The following is a 312-nucleotide window of genomic DNA, read 5'->3' as shown; positions in this document are numbered from 1 at the left end:
CCCGATGCCCCGCCGTCATGCCCTGCCGCCGCACCGCCCTGCGCGCCGGACGCCGCAGGCGACGCCTTGCTGGCCGCCCCGCCCTTCGCCGCCAGCGCGCCTTGCAGCAACTTCACCCGGCCCTCCAGCTCGACCAATTTGCTGGACAACTCGATACTATGGGTATCGAGCGCCGCGCATTCTTTCGCGCTCATGCCGGACGGGGCGCATGCCGCCGGCGCCGCCGGCCGCTTCACCCCCTTGGGCAGCGGCAGTGGCGGCAATGGCAGCAAGGCCTGCGCCACGCCCAGCGGCACCGCGCCGCCGGCCTGA

The 312-nt window shown here is 74.0% G+C and carries 1 protein-coding gene; it reads right to left on the bottom strand.

Annotated features, from left to right (window positions below; translation table 11 throughout):
* A partial coding sequence (locus GTP90_RS36190) for a hypothetical protein (protein WP_217432068.1) occupies window positions 1–312 on the bottom strand: 312 nt, incomplete at both ends.

The organism is Duganella vulcania, from assembly GCF_009857655.1.
GTDB classification, from domain to species: Bacteria; Pseudomonadota; Gammaproteobacteria; order Burkholderiales; family Burkholderiaceae_D; genus Rugamonas; species Rugamonas vulcania.
This window is presented reverse-complemented; position numbering and strand designations above follow the sequence as displayed.